17 protein-coding genes are annotated in these 17,833 nt (G+C 39.0%); 14 read left to right on the top strand and 3 right to left on the bottom strand.

Annotation, left to right across the window (positions count from 1 at the left end; all coding sequences use genetic code 11):
* Positions 1 to 37: 37 nt before the first annotated feature.
* The 6 genes from yneA (at position 38) to MHB58_RS12760 (ending at position 4,918) form a co-directional block, all read left to right on the top strand.
* Positions 38 to 385, top strand: coding sequence for a cell division suppressor protein YneA (gene yneA / locus MHB58_RS12785; RefSeq protein ID WP_340735369.1), 348 nt, complete (start codon positions 38 to 40; stop codon positions 383 to 385).
* Positions 372 to 1,028 (top strand): YneB family resolvase-like protein, encoded by a 657-nt coding sequence (locus MHB58_RS12780; RefSeq protein WP_065215642.1) that lies wholly within the window; start codon positions 372 to 374, stop codon positions 1,026 to 1,028. Before yneA ends, MHB58_RS12780 begins: the two co-directional genes overlap by 14 nt.
* A 64-nt stretch (positions 1,029 to 1,092) precedes the next feature.
* Positions 1,093 to 1,329: a DUF896 domain-containing protein gene (locus tag MHB58_RS12775; RefSeq protein ID WP_008407575.1), complete on the top strand. Its 237-nt coding sequence runs from the start codon at positions 1,093 to 1,095 to the stop codon at positions 1,327 to 1,329.
* Positions 1,330 to 1,468: 139 nt separating this feature from the next.
* A complete protein-coding gene (gene tkt, locus MHB58_RS12770) occupies positions 1,469 to 3,463 on the top strand; it encodes a transketolase (protein ID WP_339262446.1) in 1,995 nt (664 codons plus the stop codon).
* Between the two features lie 227 nt (positions 3,464 to 3,690).
* Positions 3,691 to 4,257, top strand: coding sequence for a hypothetical protein (locus tag MHB58_RS12765; RefSeq protein ID WP_008407572.1), 567 nt, complete (start codon positions 3,691 to 3,693; stop codon positions 4,255 to 4,257).
* A gap of 13 nt (positions 4,258 to 4,270) precedes the next feature.
* Entirely contained in the window at positions 4,271 to 4,918 is a 648-nt protein-coding gene (locus MHB58_RS12760) for an alpha/beta hydrolase (RefSeq protein WP_339262444.1), read from the top strand.
* 23 nt (positions 4,919 to 4,941) lie between these two features.
* On the opposite strand, the gene MHB58_RS12755 is transcribed toward MHB58_RS12760, so the two are convergent.
* The 3 genes from MHB58_RS12755 to MHB58_RS12745 all read right to left on the bottom strand — a co-directional run bounded on the left by MHB58_RS12755 (position 4,942) and on the right by MHB58_RS12745 (position 8,124).
* Positions 4,942 to 7,125 (bottom strand): EAL domain-containing protein, encoded by a 2,184-nt coding sequence (locus tag MHB58_RS12755; RefSeq protein WP_339262442.1) that lies wholly within the window; start codon positions 7,123 to 7,125, stop codon positions 4,942 to 4,944.
* A 206-nt stretch (positions 7,126 to 7,331) separates the two neighbouring features.
* Positions 7,332 to 7,532 (bottom strand): CsbD family protein, encoded by a 201-nt coding sequence (locus tag MHB58_RS12750; protein WP_008407565.1) that lies wholly within the window; start codon positions 7,530 to 7,532, stop codon positions 7,332 to 7,334.
* Positions 7,533 to 7,632: 100 nt separating this feature from the next.
* Positions 7,633 to 8,124 (bottom strand): 23S rRNA methyltransferase, encoded by a 492-nt coding sequence (locus MHB58_RS12745; RefSeq protein WP_340735368.1) that lies wholly within the window; start codon positions 8,122 to 8,124, stop codon positions 7,633 to 7,635.
* A gap of 500 nt (positions 8,125 to 8,624) precedes the next feature.
* On the opposite strand from MHB58_RS12745, the gene MHB58_RS12740 reads away from it, so the two are divergent.
* The 8 genes from MHB58_RS12740 (at position 8,625) to MHB58_RS12705 (ending at position 17,830) form a co-directional block, all read left to right on the top strand.
* Positions 8,625 to 9,671 (top strand): DmpA family aminopeptidase, encoded by a 1,047-nt coding sequence (locus tag MHB58_RS12740; protein WP_340735367.1) that lies wholly within the window; start codon positions 8,625 to 8,627, stop codon positions 9,669 to 9,671.
* 320 nt (positions 9,672 to 9,991) lie between these two features.
* Positions 9,992 to 10,786 carry a M55 family metallopeptidase gene (locus tag MHB58_RS12735; protein ID WP_014823397.1) on the top strand — a complete coding sequence of 265 codons (795 nt, stop codon included), beginning with the start codon at positions 9,992 to 9,994 and terminating at the stop codon, positions 10,784 to 10,786.
* Between the two features lie 13 nt (positions 10,787 to 10,799).
* Complete coding sequence (locus MHB58_RS12730; RefSeq protein WP_339262436.1) at positions 10,800 to 11,885, top strand: mandelate racemase/muconate lactonizing enzyme family protein; 1,086 nt, start codon at positions 10,800 to 10,802, stop codon at positions 11,883 to 11,885.
* 53 nt (positions 11,886 to 11,938) lie between these two features.
* A complete protein-coding gene (locus MHB58_RS12725; protein WP_420820141.1) occupies positions 11,939 to 13,717 on the top strand; it encodes a peptide ABC transporter substrate-binding protein in 1,779 nt (592 codons plus the stop codon).
* Positions 13,718 to 13,894: 177 nt separating this feature from the next.
* On the top strand, positions 13,895 to 14,839 hold the full coding sequence (locus tag MHB58_RS12720) for an ABC transporter permease (protein WP_039967316.1): 945 nt from the start codon (positions 13,895 to 13,897) through the stop codon (positions 14,837 to 14,839).
* Positions 14,839 to 15,825, top strand: coding sequence for an ABC transporter permease (locus tag MHB58_RS12715; RefSeq protein WP_008407552.1), 987 nt, complete (start codon positions 14,839 to 14,841; stop codon positions 15,823 to 15,825). The genes MHB58_RS12720 and MHB58_RS12715 overlap by 1 nt, the downstream gene beginning before the upstream one ends.
* A 15-nt stretch (positions 15,826 to 15,840) precedes the next feature.
* Positions 15,841 to 16,887 carry an ABC transporter ATP-binding protein gene (locus MHB58_RS12710; RefSeq protein ID WP_008407551.1) on the top strand — a complete coding sequence of 349 codons (1,047 nt, stop codon included), beginning with the start codon at positions 15,841 to 15,843 and terminating at the stop codon, positions 16,885 to 16,887.
* On the top strand, positions 16,880 to 17,830 hold the full coding sequence (locus MHB58_RS12705) for an oligopeptide/dipeptide ABC transporter ATP-binding protein (protein WP_014823401.1): 951 nt from the start codon (positions 16,880 to 16,882) through the stop codon (positions 17,828 to 17,830). The genes MHB58_RS12710 and MHB58_RS12705 overlap by 8 nt, the downstream gene beginning before the upstream one ends.
* Positions 17,831 to 17,833 lie beyond the last annotated feature (3 nt).

Raw genomic sequence — 17,833 nt, 5'->3', positions numbered from 1 at the left:
AATATTCCGAACATATATTCGAAAGAGGGTTTTACAAATGAAAAAAACTAAACTAAATGGCTTTACATCAATGTTTCTACTATTCTCTGTACTTATGATTACTTTATTCATGATGCAGGACGATAAAATAGAATTATACGAACACGTTAGCATAGAGCATGGCGATACTTTATGGTCGTTGGCAGAACAATATCGTGGTAAAATGGCTAAGCATGATTGGATCGATGAAGTGAAAAAGGAAAACGGATTGCTGGATGAAAAAGTTGTTTTAGGACAAGTACTGGTTGTACCTGTAGAAAAAGATTCACAATACATTGCCCAGCTGAATGAATCCACTGATATGCAATCGATTAAAGTAGTGAGAGGGAACAATGATAAAAACTAAAGCAGTAATTTATTGCCGTGTCAGTACGGATAAAAATACACAGGAAACGTCACTAGTACGTCAGCAAGAAGAGCTGACAAAGTATGCGAAAACATTCGGCTATAATGATGTGGAGATTTTCATGGATCAGCATAGCGGATATGATGTGGACCGAGATGGACTGCTCGATATGCTTGACTATATGAAAGAAGACGGCGTCAAAGCGTTATTTGTACAGGACGAAACACGGTTAGGGCGCGGTAATGCACGTATGGCAGTACTTCACCTATTGCAAAAATATGAAGCGACAGTATATACATTGAATGATGCAGGTCCTGTCGTATTAAACGAAATGGATACAATGCTGCTCGAAATTTTAGCAATTGTCGAAGAATACCAGCGTCGTATGCATAATGCGAAAATCCGCCGGGGAATGCGTCGTGCTGTAGAAAATGGCTACCAGCCCCAAAACAATTTAAAAAACCGCGGTAATATTGAAGGGCGTGAACGTAAAGAAGTCCCTGTTGAAGAAATCGTCCAGCTACGCCAGAAAGGCTTAACATTTGCAGAAATTGCTACGACATTGTCTGGTTTGGGCATTTCCATCAGTAAAGCGACCGTACATAGAAGATATATTGAATATATGGAGCGACTTGAAGAGTAAACACTTGTCTTCAAGTCGTTTTTTTTATACCTTTGTAGTAGGTAGGAAGAAAGGTGAGATTCAAATGTTATCAAAAGAGAAAATAGCTCGAATTAATGAGCTTTCTAAATTAGCGAAAGAAGGTAAATTGACGGAAGAGCAAGCGAAGGAACGCACTGCGCTGCGCAAAGAGTATTTAGATACATTCCGTTCCACAATGCGCGATACAATCGAGCATGTGAAAGTAATTGATGAAGAGGGCAATGATGTGACACCTGAAAAATTAAAACAAATAAAATCACAGAAGAAATTCTTAAACTAATAACATTTCATTAATATGTCACATTTAATATTAAGTATGACATATTTTAGATGACGTTTTTAGAAATTATTGTTTTCTTGTGAGAATTTGTCTACACTATAAAAGGTATAAATATCGTACGAGGAAAGGATGTCACATAATGACACAACAGATGGATCAGTTAGCAATTAACGCAATCCGTACATTATCAATCGACGCAATTGAAAAAGCAAATTCTGGTCACCCAGGTTTACCAATGGGTGCTGCACCTATGGCCTATACATTGTGGACGAAGCAATTACGCCATAACCCACAAAATCCTAATTGGTATAATCGCGACCGTTTCGTATTATCAGCTGGACATGGTTCCATGCTTTTATATAGTTTATTACATTTGGGTGGCTATGGTTTAGAGATGGAAGAAATCAAAAACTTCCGTCAATGGAATTCAAAAACACCGGGACATCCTGAATATGGTCATACAGTTGGTGTTGAAGCGACAACTGGTCCATTAGGACAAGGTATTGCCATGTCAGTAGGTATGGCTATGGCTGAACGTCACTTGGCAGCAACATACAACAAGCCAGGCAAAGAGATTGTTGACCACTATACGTTTGCACTATGCGGTGACGGAGATTTAATGGAAGGTGTTGCTGCAGAAGCAATTTCTCTTGCAGGTCACTTAAAATTGGATAAATTAATTGTACTTTATGATTCAAATGACATTTCACTTGATGGTGATTTAGAAAAGTCATTCTCGGAAAACATCCAAAAACGTTTCGAATCTTACGGCTGGAACTATTTAAAAGTTACAGACGGTACAGATATCGTGGAAATTAATTCAGCGATTGAAAAAGCGAAACAAAACACTGGCGGCCCAACTGTAATCGAAGTGAAAACTGTCATCGGTTTTGGTTCTCCTAACAAATCTGGTAAAGCAGATTCACACGGTGCACCACTAGGATTTGATGAAGTTGCTTTAACAAAAGCTGCATACGCATGGGAACATGAGCCATTCGCTGTTCCTGCGGAAGTGTATGAGACATTTAAAGCAGCAAGCGAAGTACAAGGTGTACAAGCAGAAGCAGCATGGAATGAACTATTCGAAAGCTATAAAAATGAATACCCGGAACTGGCTGCCCAATTTGTAAATGCTATGGAAAACAAATTACCGGAGAACTTTGCTTCTGAATTACCAGTCTATGAAGCAGGTACTGCAGTAGCTACACGTTCATCATCTGGTGATGCAATCAATGCCATTGCAAAAACAACGCCATCATTCTTCGGCGGTTCTGCTGACTTGGCAGGCTCAAACAAAACAACAATTAAAGGCGCTGGTGATTTCTTTGCTGAAACTCCGGAAGGCCGTAACATCTGGTTTGGTGTTCGTGAATTTGCAATGGGTGCTGCGCTGAACGGTATGGCATTACATGGCGGTTTAAATGTATTTGGCGGTACTTTCTTCGTATTCTCTGACTATGTACGACCAGCAATTCGATTATCTGCATTAATGGGATTACCTGTAACATATGTATTTACACATGACTCAATTGCAGTAGGTGAAGACGGTCCGACACATGAGCCAATCGAGCATTTAGCATCATTAAGAGCGATGCCGAATCTTTCGGTTATCCGTCCTGCAGATGCAAATGAATCTGTAGCAGCATGGAAATTAGCTGTAGAAAGCAAATCAAACCCAACTGTATTAGTATTATCCCGTCAAAACTTGCCGGTGTTGGATGTTGCAAAAGAGACAGTATACGAGGGTGTTGAAAAAGGTGCCTATGTTGTTTCAGCTTCATCTAAAGAAACTCCGGATGCCTTGTTAATTGCAACGGGTTCTGAAGTAGGCTTGGCAGTGGAAGCAAAAAAAGCATTACTGGCAGAAGGGATTGACGCATCTGTTGTGTCAATGCCATCAATGGACCGCTTTGAAAAGCAGTCGAAGGAATACAAAGAATCTGTATTACCAAAAGCTGTAACGAAACGTTTAGCAATTGAAATGGGTGCATCACTTGGCTGGCATAAATATGTTGGCTTTGAAGGGGATGTATTGGCAATTGATAAATTTGGTGCATCGGCTCCAGAGAAAATTGTGTTAAAAGAATACGGCTTCACAGTAGAAAATGTAGTTGCGAAAGTAAAAGCACTTTAATTCGAAGCTCAAAATGTCACTTGTCTACTATGGCAAGTGGCATTTTTTCTTTTCACTATAAATCTGAAATCCAATATAATGATTAAAGTAACAAGAAAAAAGCTTTGGCAAAAAGACCAGATTCATATACAATATGCCATACATATAGTTGGAAGGCGTGCGATTTTACTGAAGGAATGGTACGATAATAAAGAATTACGGAAGAATCAGATGAAGGATGTGGATGAATGATGACAGCAGAAAACAAGCAAAAGGAAATTACTACATATATCGAGCAGACACTTTATTTTCTATCGAATAAAGCGGACCTAGAAAAATTCGAAACGATGCTTCAAAAAAATATCGATGAAAAACGAGCTTCTTCCACTTCAACGACTGATTTTTATGATCGCTTAATGTTGAATATCGCATATTACGTGGAAAATAAAATGGCATGGACTGATCTTGTCCGGGAAACATTAAGTACAGGAAAAGTGCCGACCGTTTCTTATATTGAAAACGAACTAATGGCGCAGCAAATGCAAATCCGTAACAGTGTCGGAGAGAAAATGGATGATTACAAAAAAGCATTCCATCAGCAATATGAAGCATTAAAGGTAGAAGATGAAGATGTGATTTACGATTATGCGTATGCATCTGTGGAACATGCGTACCGGATTGATTTTTTGACGGTTGCCTGTGCCAAAAATGCAACAATTTTAACAGAAGGCGATATTGAGGAAACAATCAAATTGCTGGATGGCTATATGGCTTATTACACGGACCAGCTTGTCAATAAAATGACGCTTTCTTAAAAGGAGATATAAAATGAATACACCATTTATTTATTTACACAAAGCACCTAAAGTTGAGGCAGATAAGCAACCTGCGATTTTCTTGCTGCATGGATTAGGGAGCGATGAAAACGATTTACTTCAACTTGTTGATTCGTTTTCAACACATTGTCATATTTTTAGCTTGCAAGGGCCGATAAAACATCGCCCTGGCTATGCTTTTTATACATTTGAAGAAGAAGGTAAGCCAAATCGTGCAATTTTTGATAAAGTGCTGAAAGGAATTGAATCCTTTATAAAGGAAGCAATTTGGGAATTCAATTTAGATGAACAGCAAATTTATGTTGTTGGCTTTAACCAGGGGGCAGCAATGGCACAGTCACTTGCAATGGTGATGGGCAATGCCATTCGTGGAACAGCAGCATTGAGCGGATATTTACCGGAATTCGCTGCACTTGAATATAGTAAAAAAACGATGGATAAATCAAAAATCTTTATATCTCACGGAGAATATGATTATGATTATCCGATTGAATGGGCAGAGCATGCCGTTCGTTTTTTCAATGACTATGATACAGACGTTACATTTCGAACATATCCGGTAGGCCATGGGGTGAGCGAACAAAATCTACATGATTTAATCGCATTCTTATCGAAAGATTTACCGAACAATTTAAACTAAAGAAACAGCTGACGGAAAGTGAATTACTTCTCGTCAGCTGTTTTTTGTGTGTCCAGTAATTGTTCTGCTTCGGTAATGGACATCGGTTTATAAAAATAATAGCCTTGACCAGCAGGGCAGCCGAGTTGTTGAAGCATTGCCAGCTGTTCTTCTGTTTCAATACCTTCAGCAATGGGACGCATTTCAATATTTTTAGCCAATTGGATGATTGTTTGTACGATTGCATACATTCCAGGTTCATTCATTGAACTGACGAAGCTGCGGTCAATTTTAATTTCTGAAAAGGGCAATTGTGGTAAATAGCTTAATGATGAAAAGCCAATTCCAAAGTCATCAATCGAACATTCGATGCCCATTAGTCTTAGTTGATTCAAAATCTCTTTTGCTTTTTTAAAATCTACCAATTCAATGCTTTCGGTTACTTCCAGTTTAATATAATGAGGAGGCACATTATATTGATAGAATATATTTCTTATATTCTCCAGGAAATCCGGGTCGTAAAAATGGTCCGGCGAAATATTGAGTGCAATCGGTAAAATCTTTTTATTTTCATTCATACGATTTTCAAGCCAGATAAGGATCTGTTTGAAATTCAGTAAATCAATCGCTTTAATTTTTCCGGTTTGTTCTGCGATCGGGATGTATTTTACCGGCGAAATAAACCCGAGTTTGCTTGAATTCCAGCGAGATAGTGCTTCAAAACCTTCCACTTCGATTGTTTGGAAGTTAATTTTAGGCTGCAAATAAACTTCGAACTCTTCATGTTGAAGCCCATAAGCCAATTGATTGAGGATATCCATTTCTTCAGTCAGTTGTTTAGTACTATTATCTTCATATATAGAATAGCTCGTCCCAGTACGCTTCTGTGCATTGGATAAGGCAATATCCGCCTGATGTATGCTCTGTTCGACTGTCATTGACTGATTAAAGATTGTATAACCGATTTTTAATGTTATATAGATTTCTTTTCCGTCGATTTTATAAGGCATTTGTGTCAAAGACTCGAGATGCTGATTATAGGCAAGGAAACAATCACTTTCGTTTACTTTTCCTAAAATGAGCGAATTTGAAAATCGTGAAATGAGTGCATCACCATTTGGAAAGTAAACTTGCATACGATCTGCTACTTGACGTAGTATATCGGCACCAGCATTCCTTCCATATAAATCAACGACCTTATTAAACTCAGTAGGATGGAGGATGGCGACCATTCCTGAGCGACCGGCATTAATTAATTCTGATAATTCAGACTTAAAATAATGGAGGTTTGGTAAATTTGTTTCAACATCAAAAAAGGCAAGTCTGCTAAGCTCGATTTTTTGTTCAGCATATTTAATGGCTAATTGAATCAGCAGAGCCAATCGGTTTAAATAATTGATATCGATTTGCTTTAACTCCGTTGCATCTTGATTGAACAGGGTCAAAATGCCGCTTACTTCATTGTGAGGTGTTAATATAGGCTTTGTCCATGAGCCTTGAACATGGTTAAGATTCCAATAGTTAAAAAGTGCTTTATGCTGGTCTTTGTCTGCAAAGTCCTTTAAATAAACGGCATTCGAATTCAGACCTGTATTAGGCGAAATTTCCAATATATCGAGTTCATTAATAATCGGCAATGGTAAAGAATGTGTGCCTAACGATTTGACTTCACAATTTTCATTGAAAATATGTATGGCACAATATACATCGCGAATATAGAAAAGTTCAATTTTCTCCGTAATTAAATTTAAAATCGATTGCAGATTGTCTTCATGATCGATTGCTTCATACACTTCATGCTCCAATTTATAAACCATTTTATTTAACTCTGCTTCTGTTGTATCTTCACATGTTATTAAAATATATTGAATGACATTGTCTTCATTTCGAATCGGATGAAGGGTAATCGAATTCCAAAAAGCGGAACCTTCTTTCATATAATGCAAAATCGTAAATTTTTTTGCTACGCCTGATTTTAAATGTAAATTTAATTCTTCGATTGATGTTTGATTCGTTCTGTGACCATTGAAAATGTTGATATTTTGATGGAGCAATTCATTCATTTTAAATGAGGTCAGTTTTAAAAAATGTGAATTAGCATGTAAAATAGGTAAATTTTCATCATTTACATCAATGATGAGCGATCCTTTCGAAAGCTGGTTACTTAAGGTTTTTAGCCAATTAAATAAGCGGTCTTTTGATAGGGGTATAAATTGATCTATGGTCATTCTAACTTCCCCTTTAAAAAGTAATGTGTATTTTAACTAAAGTATACCAAAATTCCTATAAATTTAAAGTGAGATTATATTAATATAAAAATATTCCTTTTAATTGATTCTAAAGTACTTGGCGGGAAAATAGAGTTTATTAACTATTTTAACGCAAAAAAAAGAAACTAGTAATTATGAAATTTACTAGTTTCGGTCGTTAAACATTATTTTCGGTATTCATCGATTTTTGTTGTAATTTTATCTTTGACATCAGCAACTCTTTCCTGAGTTTCGCCTTTTAGCTGATCGCGCTGACCTTCTACTTGTAAAGATGGATCATTTGTATTTTTACCGATTTCTTCTTTTACTTCACCTTTAATCTTATTTCCTGCACCTTTTAGTTTATCTGTAAATCCGTTTGACATACTATGACCTCCTCAAAGTTTAGATATTATTTATATTCCCTCATGTATTATTACTAAACAAAGTGGATAGAAAGTTTGAATGAAAACAAACTAAAGGCATTTAATGTATGTAGGTTTTATAAAAGTGATGAAGAATTTCCTGACCGTCTTCGTTTACAAGTGTCTGTCCATTCATATGCATGGATACTTTTGTTTTGGATTCATCCATATTGTCATTTTTAAATGAAAGAATGACTTCTACTTGGCCATTTTCTTTTAAGAGTTCTTTTTGGCTAGCAGTAAATGAATGTGTGGCAAATAAGCCGTTATCTTGCCAAGTACCTGTAATTTTTAACTGCGGTGTTTCTCTGTTATCGTCATAATCCCATTGCACATCGCGTAATATAGTCTTAAATAAATCGTTAATAGTAAAAGTTTGTTTGTCGAATTCAATTTCAGTTGCTCGAATGGAATGGACATCGATTGAAATCGCTGAAGCTGCTTCATTTGCTTTTGTATTAATACCTGCCGCCGCCTCTTTCATGTCAGCTACCGTATCACCACATCCAGCCATTAAAATTGTAGTTAATAGTACTAAACTAAATCTTCTCATTAGATTCCCTCCAATGCTGTCATTTCATTCATCTTACTAAATTGTGATGAAAGATTCGCCTGGATTTTTAAACAGATTGTGAAAAAATTGTAACAGATTATAATCAGTCGAATATTCAGAGACTGATTGGTCATGAATAACGTTCGCCACTCTGGGCATGATTAGAATAGATATGAATTGCATGGCGCTGAATAGTCCATCATCTAAATAATCGAAAGTGAGTGATCTTAATGCGGATTAATGATGAATTGCTAGACAAACTGGGAATTTACTTTGTTTATCATGAAGTGTATAACAAATATGGCATTACTTTTGAAAGCTTTGTGGATCGTTGGACAAGAGGAATTTTGGAAATTTAATTTTGTGAAATAAAGCAACTCAAACCCTTTCACACGACGGAAAGATACGACCTAATCGGGAGCGTGTCTTTTTTCTGTTTTCTTTTTGGAAAAAGTTGTTTACGATAAATCTATACAATAGTTACTAAAGGAGAACAAACAATGAAAGTACGTGAAATGGGGATAACAATTGGGCAATTGCCTCCAGGGGATAAAAACTGCATTACAGATATTGAAGGTGTGAGTGTCGGGCATGTAACTTTGAATTATCCGTTAAATAATTCAGGTGATGTGGCCTGTACTGGTGTAACAGCTATTTTACCGCATAGCGGCAATCTTTTCCGTGAAAAGGTGACAGCTGCCAGCTATATACTAAATGGTTTCGGGAAAACAACTGGTCTCGTTCAAGTAGATGAACTTGGTGTAATTGAGTCGCCAATCATGCTCACCAATACATTCGGTGTGCCGAATGTAGCACAGGGGACACTTCAATATTTACTTGAACAAAACGAAGAGATAGGAATTTCGACGGGGACAGTCAATATAATTGTCGGGGAATGTAATGATAGTCATTTAAATTCCATCCGCCATTTTCCTGTTAAAGCTGAGCATGCAATTGAAGCAATACAGCAAGCTAAAACAGATGAAATAGAAGAGGGCGCTGTCGGAGCAGGAAGAGGTATGGTTTGCTTTGGCTATAAAGGCGGGATTGGTAGCTCTTCCCGCATTGTTGAAGATCGGGGAGGTCAAAAATATACTGTCGGGTGCCTTGTATTGAGTAACTTTGGAAAGGCGAGTGAATTTTTAACAGACCGATATAAGGTTACTGCTGAAAATAGGGAATCGACAATTAGTCCGACAGACGGCTCTATTATGATCGTAATGGCGACAGATGCCCCATTAAGTAGCCGCCAGTTGAAACGAGTTATAAAGCGTTGCGGGATAGGGTTAGGGAGAACCGGCAGCCACTTTTCCCATGGAAGCGGAGATATTGTCATTGGCTTTACAACAGCCCGCACAGTGCAGCATCAATTTGAGGGAGAACAGGAAAGTCGCCGCCAGTTAAGAGAAGATCATGACGTCATGAACACATTATTTATGGCAGCTGCCGAAGCGACAGAAGAAGCGATCCTCAATTCTTTGTCACAAGCTACAACTACAACTGGGCGAAATAATCATACAGTCCAAAGCTATAATTTTGTCGAATAATGTATTTTTTCGTTAGGTAAACTTAATAGCTTATTTAGTCTTTTATATAGTTCCTATGTAGAAGGCTTTTTTTCTTATGAAAATATAATATCTATTGGGATAATATGATTTAAATAATTAACAAATAGTGTGATTTATCAAAGGCTTTCGCGTTTAGAATATTTATTTTTTTATTTTGAAAACTATTAGAAAAAACTTCCACAATCGAAATAAGTATGGTATTTTATAGATTATAAATAAAAGACAGAAAAATCTAAATCTTTAAAAATATTATTCTACACTGATGAATTTAATGATAAATGGAAGGGGTATCTAAATAAATGAAAGTATATATAAGTGCGGATATCGAGGGGATTACGGGCACAACGGTTTGGAGTGAAACCGAACTTAACGCTCCGGATTATGCACAGTTTCAAAAACAGATGACAAAAGAAGTGCTGGCGGCAATCGAAGGCGCATTTGCAGGCGGTGCCACAGAAATTTTACTGAAAGATGCACATGACTCCGGTCGAAATATTCTTATTGAAAACTTGCCAGAAAACGTAAAAATCATACGCGGTTGGACGCAAGAGCCGATGTGCATGGTAGCGGGACTGGACAGCAGTTTTGACCGTGCGATTTTTATTGGCTATCACAGTGAAGGCGGCAGTGAGAAGAACCCGCTTGCACATACACTGAGCTTATTGGCAGATGTCAAAATAAACGGGGAATATGCAAGTGAATTCTTAATCAATACATATGCAGCTGCACTGCATGATGTGCCGGTTGCTTTTGTTAGCGGGGATCAGGCATTAACGGAGCATATCGCCCGTTACAATGACCAAATTGTCACATTCGCGACAAAAGAAGGAGTCGGTCATGCAACAATTAATGTAAGTCCGCAAACGACATTGAAACAGACAAAATATCTTGTAGAACAATCAATGAAGATTGACCGAACAAAGCTTCAAATTGAATTGCCGAAGCATTTTACCGTAGAAATTATTTATAAGGATCATATTAAAGCATACCGGAATTCGTTTTATCCGGGCGCGACATTTAAGCCGCATAATACAGTCCAGTTCAAAACAACCGATTATTTCGAGGTGTTGAGACTGTTACAATTTTTAACATAAAGCAGGTGAATTTATGAAGATATCAAAGGTTGAGGTGGGGCTGGTCGAGGCACCACTTATTACCCCGTTTAAAACAGCACTTCGCACAGTACATAGTATTCGAAATATCGTCGTCTTTATTTATACCGACAATGGTCTAATCGGTATCGGGGAAGCAGCGCCGACACATGTCATTACCGGAGAGACTATTTCCTCGATCCGCTATGCAATAGAAGAAGTCATTGCACCAGCTATTATTGGAATTGAAATTGATGAAATTGCGCTGCTATCCCAACGAGTCGATGCATGTCTCTATCACAATACGAGCGCTAAAGCGGCGGTGGAAATTGCACTTTATGATCTCTGGGCAAAACAGTATAATGCCCCGCTTTATAAATTGCTTGGAGGCTACCGAAAAAATATTACTACGGACATCACCATTAGTGTGAATGACACGGATGAAATGGTGAAGGATAGTATAGCAGCTGTTAAACGCGGATTTTCCATTTTAAAAGTTAAAGTCGGCAAAACCCCGGCTGAAGATGTGGAACGTGTTCTGGCAATTAGAAAAGCAGTTGGTCCGGAAATTACGTTAAGAGTTGATGCCAACCAAGGGTGGACAGCAAAAGAAGCTGTAAAAATCATTAATCAGCTTGAAGATAAAGGGGCAGATATTGAGCTCGTTGAACAGCCTGTACATTACAGCGATGTGAGGGGTATGCAGTATGTTACGAGCAATACGTATACAAATATTCTGGCAGACGAAAGTGTATTCTCTCCAAAGCAAGCGATCGAGGTCATTGAAAAGCGGGCCGCGGATTTAATAAATATTAAGCTGATGAAAACGGGGGGTATTTCAAAAGCACAACAAATTAACCAGATTGCAGAGGCAAATGGTGTCGCTTGTATGATTGGCTGTATGCTTGAAACAAAAATTAGTGTCAGTGCAGCTGCGCATTTTGCAGCAGCGAACAAAAATGTCACAATGGTCGATTTAGATGGACCAAGTTTGTGCAGTGAAGATCCAATTGAAGGGGGGCCGATTTTCGAAGGGGAGAATATTCAGATGACCGATGCTCCCGGTATCGGGTTATTAATAGAGGCTTACTTAGCCAGATAGAAAAGAGAAATGGGGGAAATGAGTTGAAGAAATCTTTATTAGCGTTACTGTGTATGTTTGTGCTTGTATTAGCAGCTTGTGGGGATTCATCCGATTCTGGTGAAACATCAGAATATCGAACAGTGTATTCCGGAGAAATTAAGACACTGAATTATTTAAAAACAGCAGAAACAAATGAATTTGCATTATCTGCAAACTTAGTAGAAGGTCTAATAGAATATGACCAATATGGAGTAGTTAAGCCTGGATTAGCCGAAAGCTGGGAATCCAATGAAGACGCGACTGTATGGACATTCAAACTTCGTGATGATGTAAAGTGGGTAGACCATGAAGGAAAAGATGTAGAAAATGTTGTTGCACAGGACTTTGTAGATGGTTTGAATTATGTGCTTGATGCGAAAAACGAATCTTCGACAGCGTGGATTGCAACAGTCGTGAAAAACGGCGATGCCTTCTACAACGGCGAAGTAACGGATTTCTCGCAAGTAGGTATTAAAGCAATCGATGAAACGACACTTGAATACACATTGGAAGCGCCGACACCATACTTTTTATCGATGCTGAATTATGTATGTTTCTTCCCTGTGAATGGGGAGTTCTTAGCTGAAAAAGGTGATGCTTTCGGAACGACTCGTGAGAATATTTTATATAATGGCGCATATATTTTAGATAAATTCGAACCTCAGAATGAGCGTGTACTTGTGAAAAACGACGCTTACTGGGATAAAGAAACAGTGAAAATCGATCGTATTCGCTATAAATACAATAAGGAAGCGGCAACTGTTGCACCTGAACTGTTCCTACGCGATGAGATTGATGGGGCATTAATACCGACATCCATTTTGGATGAATGGTTAAACAGTGACGACAAAAAAGATTTAGTACGCCAAAATACTAATAACTTCTACACATACTTCTATGCATTAAACTTTGATCCGCAATATGATGCAGAGTATGAGCCTGAAAACTGGAAAGTAGCAGTAAATAATAAAGATTTCCGTAAATCGCTTTATCATGCACTTGACCGTGTATCAGCGATGTTAACGATCGAGCCTTACAATCCACAGGACTTATTGTCAAATACAATTACACCGAAGAACTTTGTGGATGTGGAAGGTGTAGATTACACAATGCTTGAGCCACTAAAAGCAATTACAGAAACAGATTCATTCAACAAAGATTTAGCTCTTGAGCATAAAGAGGCGGCATTGGCAGCATTAGCTGGTAAAGCAACATTCCCTGTAAAGGTATTATTACCTTACAACTCTGGTTCACCAGAATGGGCAAACCGCTCACAAGTAGTGGAACAGCAGCTTGAAAACCTTTTAGGTGCTGATTACATCGATGTGGAACTATATGCAGGTCCTGCGACAGGATTCCTTGGGGAAGTACGTCGCCCTGGTAAGTTCTCAATGATCGAAGCAAACTGGGGTCCTGACTTTGCTGACCCGTCAACGTATACAGATCCATTTACAGAGGGCGGAACATATAACAAGCCGGAAATGGCAGAAGGTTATAACAGTGAATATAACAAGCTGGTTGAAGCTGCAAAAGCAGAAGTAGATCCGGCAGTTCGTTATGAGCTATTTGCAAAGGCAGAGGCATTTTTAATTGAGGAAGCATTTGTTATTCCGTACGCTGTAGGCGGCGGCGGTTACACTGCTTCAAAGTTAAATCCATTTGAATCACAATATTCGCCATTTGGTGTTACATCCGAGAAGTTTAAAGGTCAGTCTATCCTAGAAAAGCCAATGAGTAATGAAGAATTTAAGTCTGCTAAAGAGGCATGGGAAAAAGAGCGTGCGGAAGCTTTAGCAAACACTTCTAATTAATACGTAGGCATTTTAAATGGAGTTAGATTAGGAGATGACAGGATGTTTCTGCATCTCCTTTCTGCTTTTATGCCTCATTTTTGTAGGTGTCACGGATTCAATAAGTATAGGGCGCTAGCGACAAACCGATCCGGACGTCAATACGCCGAGGAATTGATTACTGAGGAGGGAACGTGTTTGGTAAAGTATATTGCGAAACGATTCGCGCAATCCATATTGACGTTATTCATCATCATTACAATAGTTTTCTCCCTGTTACGATTAATGCCTGACGAAGGCTATCTAGGCGCAGCAGCAGAAAAAATGTCGCCTGAACAACAGGAAATCTATTTAACAAATCTTGGCTTACGGGATCCGTTATTAGTCCAATTAAAAAACTTCTACGTTAACCTTATTCAAGGCGACTTAGGGAAATCGATTACATACCGTACAGATGTACCAGTACTTGACATTATTCAAGATAAAATGATGTATTCCATTTTGTTTGGATTAGGGGCTGTAGCACTCTCATTATTAGTTGGGGTACCGTTGGGCATTTTAATGGCCCAGTTTAAAGGGCGCTGGCTCGACCGGCTCGGCACAGGCTATATTGTTATTGTTGTAGCAGTACCGGCGATGGTGTATTTCCTCATGATTCAAATGTATATTTCAGAATGGTTCAACTTGCCGATGCTGTTTGATGAATACAATCCACGGAGTTTTATTTTACCGTTAATCTGTTTGGCGCTTGGTCCGATTGCGTCATATGCAATGTGGATGCGACGCTATATGGTGGATGAGCTGAACAAGGATTATATTAAGCTGGCACGGGCAAAAGGTGTGACAGAGCGTACGATTATGTTCCGCCATGTGATGAGAAATGCCTTTATACCAATGGCTCAATATTTACCGGCAACAATTTTATTTACGATTACCGGTTCGATTTATATTGAATCATTATTTTCGATTCCAGGTATGGGTGGATTGCTTGTAGATGCGATTCAGCGCCAGGACAACAATGTCGTACAAGGTTTAGTGCTTGTATTTTCTTCACTAGGGATTATTGGATTAATTTTAGGGGACTTACTGATGGCAATTGTTGACCCTCGAATTAAACTAGGGAAAGGGGACAGTGTACGCTAATGGGAATTTTCACGAAAGAGATTCAGAATATTTCGGAAAAATCAACAGAACAGCTGCATGATCAGATGTTTGACTTTGCCGCTGTCGATGATGCAAAAGCGGAAGAAACAGCTTATTCCAATTATTCTTATTGGCGTTCGACCTTCCGCTCCTTTAGTAAAAATAAAATTGCTGTTTTTTTACTTGTATTTGTCATCGTATTGATCGCATTTACATTCGTCCAACCTTATTTACCAGATCAAAAATCACCGACTCAAATTTATTTGAATCCGGACACTGGAATGCAGGACCGGAATGTTGCTCCAAATGATGAATATATTTTTGGGACAAACTCCATCGGTCAGGATTTATGGTCCAGAATTTGGGAAGGGACAAGGACATCCTTATTTATCGGTTTTGCTGTAGCGATTATTGAAGTGCTGATCGGTTTTACAGTTGGTGCGTTATGGGGCTATTCTCGAAAACTCGAGGCACCGATCACCCAGCTTTACAATATCGTGGATAATATTCCGACAACGATTGTGCTGATCTTAATGGCGTATATTTTGCGACCTGGCGTATCGACGATTATTATTGCCATGTGTATAACCGGTTGGGTTGAAATGGCTCGCTTCCTGCGAAACCAGATTGTCATACTGCGTGACCGGGAGTACAATCTGGCTTCTAAAACATTAGGAACACCCGGCTATAAAATTATACTGAAAAATCTGCTCCCATATTTAATTTCGGTCATTATGCTGCGAATGAGTTTAGCAGTGCCAGCAGCAATTGGTGCGGAAGTATTTTTAACTTATATCGGCCTCGGATTGCCGGTAAGTGAGCCATCATTAGGAAATCTGATCAACGAAGGAAGAGTATTGATGATGTCACCGGATTTACGTTATCAGCTAATTTTCCCAAGTATCGTGCTGAGTGTCATAACGATTGCCTTTTATATTATCGGGAATGCTTTTGCCGATGCGGCAGATCCGAAAAATCACGTTTAAAGAGGAGGGCGTTATATGGAACAGGAAAAAATATTATCCATCGAAAATCTAGTCATAAAATTTAAACTGCGTGGACAAACTTTGACGGCTATCCGTGATATTTCGCTCGATTTATATAAAGGGGAAAGTCTTGCAATTGTAGGGGAATCAGGTTCAGGGAAATCAGTATTAGTAAAATCAATTATGGGTCTGCTTGATAAAAACGGCTATATTGCAGATGGACAAATTCACTTTGACGGCCATGATTTATCGAAATTTAAAACAGAGGCGGATTGGCTGAAAGTTCGCGGCAAAAAAATCGCAATGGTTACACAAGACCCGATGACCTCCCTTAATCCGCTGAAAACTATCGGAAAACAAATTGAGGAAAGCGTTGTGCTGCATCAAGGGTTAAAAGGAAATGATGCATATGAAAAAACATTACAGCTGTTGCGTGATGTAGGAATTCATGATGTTGCACGCCGCTATAAGCAATACCCGCATGAATTTTCCGGCGGTATGCGTCAGCGCATTGTGATAGCGATCGCTGTTGCCTGCAACCCGCAAATTTTGATATGTGATGAGCCGACAACTGCACTCGATGTAACGATCCAGGCACAAATATTGCAGCTGTTAACCAATTTACAGGAGAAATATTTGCTGTCGACAATATATATTACCCATGATTTGGGAGTTGTTGCAAAAGTCGCGGACCGGATTGCAGTTATGTATGCCGGGGATATTATTGAAGTTGGACAAACTGAGGAAGTATTTTTCGATGCAAAACATCCGTATACATGGGCTTTAATTTCTTCACTCCCTCAATTGGGAAATAAGGGCGAGGAATTATATTCAATCAAAGGAACACCGCCGAATTTATTTAAAGAAATCAAGGGCGATGCGTTTGCGCCGAGGAATCAATATGCACTGAAAATCGACTTCGTTGAACGTCCGCCTTTTTTCAAAGTGACGGATACCCATTATGCACGCACATGGCTCCTTGATCCAAAAGCACCGAAAGTAGAACCCCCTGAAGTGTTGCAAGCTTTTTTTGCAGAAGGGAGACAATATGCAAATGACTAAAAACAGTAAAGAAAAACTCATTGAAGTGAAAAATATTGATATCGTTTTTGGACAAGGGAAAAAGCAGTTCAAAGCAGTAGATGATGTGAGCTTCGATATATATAAAGGTGAAACATTCGGGCTTGTTGGAGAATCCGGTTCAGGAAAAACAACGATCGGCCGTGCGATTATGCGCATTAATCCGATAACTAACGGAGAAATTCTGTTCCATGGTAAACCGATCAATGGTCGTATTACCAGCGCTTGGGATCATGAAATTACCCAAAAGATTCAAATGATTTTCCAGGACCCCGGTGCTTCTTTAAATGAGCGGGCAAAGGTTGACTATATTGTTTCGGAAGGCCTGATTAATAATAAAAGGTACGGCAATGAACAGGAGCGGATAGATAAAGTAAAAAAAGCATTACTGGAAGTCGGACTGCTGCCGGAATTTGCCTCACGTTTCCCGCATGAGTTTTCTGGCGGACAGCGTCAACGGATCGGTATTGCCAGAGCGCTCGTCATGGAACCGGAATTTATCGTAGCGGATGAACCGATATCTGCACTGGACGTCTCCATTAGAGCTCAAGTATTGAATTTATTGTCCAGCTTACAGGAACATCGTGAGTTGACCTATTTATTTATCGCTCATGACCTGTCAATTGTCCGCTTTATTACAGATCGTACGGCGGTCATTTATAAAGGGAAAATCGTTGAACTGGGTGAAACGGAAAAGCTGTTCAACAATCCGCTGCATCCATATACGAAAGCATTGCTGTCAGCCGTTCCAGAACCGAATCCGCTAAAGGAACGAAGAAAAAAGCTGCAAGTATATGATCCGACTGTCCATCAGTATGAAATGGATCCACCTGAATTTGTTGAAATTGAAGAGGGACATTTCGTATTGGCCAATCAAGAAGAGCAGGCACAGTATCGGGCGGTGCTTGCCGGAAGTGGAGTGTAGACG

The organism is Solibacillus sp. FSL K6-1554, from assembly GCF_038005185.1.
GTDB classification, from domain to species: Bacteria; Bacillota; Bacilli; order Bacillales_A; family Planococcaceae; genus Solibacillus; species Solibacillus silvestris.
Note: the sequence above shows the minus strand (reverse complement) of the source record. Positions and strands in the feature narration are given on the sequence as shown.